Origin of the sequence: Nocardia carnea (genome assembly GCF_029868325.1) — a bacterium.
GTDB classification, from domain to species: Bacteria; Actinomycetota; Actinomycetes; order Mycobacteriales; family Mycobacteriaceae; genus Nocardia; species Nocardia carnea_C.
In genome coordinates this window covers 1-2479 of the sequence record NZ_JARWNW010000146.1, presented here as the reverse complement: position 1 = coordinate 2479, position 2479 = coordinate 1, and the positions used below count along the sequence as shown (strand labels likewise).

The window sequence follows — 2479 nt, the reverse complement described above, 5'->3', positions numbered from 1 at the left end:
CCCACCCGGCCGGGGCGGCGGGGCCCGGGCCGCCCGTCCACCCACCCGGCGTGGCGGTTCGTGGGCCGATACGGCGCCCTCGAACGGCCGTTTTCAACGGCTGCGGGCATGTTTTTCCCGCCGCGAAGCTGTGACGACGTGATGCTCAGCGGCCGAGAACGGCCTTGACGAGACCCATCGCGGTACCACGCAGGAAGTTCTCCCAGCTGAAGTGGTCGTGCCAGAGGATGATCCGGCCGTCCACCAGTTCGAAGGTCCCCATCACCCAGAACTCGATACTGACAGGACCGAAACGCAGGATATCGGTGCGATCGGTGAGCACGACCGCGCCGTCGGCGGCGATATGGTGCATACGCGCCGAGAACCCGAACTGCTCCCGATCCAGACCGCGCAGCAGTTTGCCGACCCGCCGCGCACCGCGCACATCCGGTAGCGAGGTGTTCTTCCAGACGATATCGGGATGCACCAGTTCCAGTGCTTCGCCGATCGCGCCGATCTCCATCGCGGTGAAGAATTCGCGGACGGTGGTGACCGCGTCCTGGTTCAACTCGGTTTCCATCTCACGAGCGTAGAGCAGGGCCACGCCGCGCGCCGGTGCTCGGCGCCGGAAGCCCGGGCCGGACTCGGGACGCGAGAGTAGTTCGACTTGCGCCCGAGCCGGTTCCGTCGCGTGGGTATCAGCCCAGCAGGTTCCAGTCCTCCAGGTCCTGGTACAGCGGGAAGTCCTGGGCCAGTTTCGACACCCGGGCGCGCAGTGCGTCCAGATCGGCGCCACCGGCGAGGGCGGTGCCGATGATATCGGCGACCTCGGTGAACTCGGTATCGCCGAAACCGCGGGTGGCCAGGGCGGCGGTGCCGATCCGCAGACCGGAGGTCACCATCGGGGGGCGCGGGTCGAACGGGACCGCGTTCCGGTTCACCGTGATACCGATTTCGTGCAGCAGATCCTCACCTTGCTGGCCGTCGATATCGGAGTTACGCAGGTCCACCAGGACCAGGTGTACATCCGTACCGCCGGTGAGCACGCTGACCCCGTTCTTCGCGACATCGGCCGCGGTGAGGCGTTCGGCGAGGATCTTGGCGCCCGAGACCGTGCGCTGCTGGCGTTCCGCGAACTCCGGCGTACCCGCGATCTTGAAGGCCACGGCCTTGGCCGCGATGACATGCATGAGCGGGCCGCCCTGCTGGCCCGGGAACACCGAACTGTTCAGCTTCTTCGCGTAATCCTGCTTGGCCAGGATCAGACCGGACCGCGGGCCACCCAGCGTCTTGTGCACGGTCGAGGAGACGACATCGGCGTAAGGCACCGGCGACGGATGCAGCCCGGCCGCGACCAGCCCGGCGAAATGCGCCATATCCACCCACAGGTAGGCGCCGACCTCATCGGCGATCTCCCGGAACGCCGCGAAATCCTGATGCCGCGGATACGCCGACCAGCCGGCCACGATCACCTTCGGCCGCGATTCCCGGGCGATCGCCCGGACGTTGTCCATATCCACGCGGTGATCCTCTTTGGACACACCGTAGGAGTGGACCTCGTACAGCTTGCCGGAAAAGTTCAGCCGCATACCGTGGGTGAGATGGCCGCCGTGCGCGAGGTCCAGGCCGAGCAGCCGGTCGCCCGGATCCATCAGCGACATCAGCACCGCGGCATTGGCCTGCGCACCCGAATGCGGCTGCACGTTGGCGAAATCCGCGCCGAACAGCGCCTTCGCGCGTTCGCGGGCCATGTTCTCCACGACATCGACGTGCTCGCAACCGCCGTAGTAGCGGCGGCCGGGGTAACCCTCGGCGTACTTGTTGGTGAGCACACTGCCCTGCGCCTGCAGCACCGCGCGCGGCACGAAATTCTCCGACGCGATCATCTCCAGGGTGTCGCGCTCACGGGCGAGCTCACCCGCCATCGCGGCGGCGAGCTCCGGATCGAGCTCACCGAGAGACTGGGTATTGACAGAGGCGGTCGTCTGCGTCACGGCGCCAGTCTATGTTCACGGTGGGCCCGCGACCGTCAGGGGGTAGGGGCTGTTGCGCCCTGGCGTCTGGGATGACGCGGCGCTCGCGGTAGACCGTCCGTGAAGGGGCAGGCTGTAATTTTCGAGACGCTCCGCGTCTCGAGGGGTGGGGGGGGGGGGGGGGGGCCCCCCCCGCCGCCGGGGCCCCCGGGCCTCGCCCCCCTCCCGGGCCGCCCCCCCCCCCCCCCCCCCCCCCCCCCCCCCCGGCTCCTGCTCCGCCGCGTATCGGCCAGACCCGTACCGGCGCCGCAGCGGCCACCACGAACGGTGCCACCGCGACCCCGGAGAGCTGAACCGCGCCGTCAGCGGCTGACGGTCTTGCGGTACTGCCCAAGCTCATCGCCCACGAGGCGTACCCGGGTCATCACACCGAGCACAGCCGCAAGGAAGCCGGGCTGGTGGCCGCCGGCCACGGCGAACAGACCATTATCCTGGTCAACACGCCGCAGTGCCTGATGCCCGAGGGT

2 protein-coding genes and 1 pseudogene are annotated in these 2479 nt (G+C 68.6%); 1 reads left to right on the top strand and 2 read right to left on the bottom strand.

The annotated features are described in order from the left end of the window. Positions 1-145: 145 nt before the first annotated feature. A complete protein-coding gene (locus QH196_RS10805) occupies positions 146-559 on the bottom strand; it encodes a limonene-1,2-epoxide hydrolase family protein (RefSeq protein WP_280415633.1) in 414 nt (137 codons plus the stop codon). A gap of 118 nt (positions 560-677) precedes the next feature. Beyond that, on the bottom strand, positions 678-1973 hold the full coding sequence (gene glyA / locus QH196_RS10800) for a serine hydroxymethyltransferase (protein WP_280415632.1): 1296 nt from the start codon (positions 1971-1973) through the stop codon (positions 678-680). A gap of 356 nt (positions 1974-2329) precedes the next feature. Between glyA and QH196_RS10795 the strand changes: the two are divergent. Then, positions 2330-2479 (top strand): annotated as a pseudogene (locus QH196_RS10795) (DUF885 domain-containing protein); the annotation flags it as partial.

Excerpts from the sequence above, each read along its gene's own strand:
- QH196_RS10805 (WP_280415633.1), bottom strand. The coding sequence starts at position 559 with ATGGAAACCGAGTTGAACCAGGACGCGGTCACCACCGTCCGCGAATTC.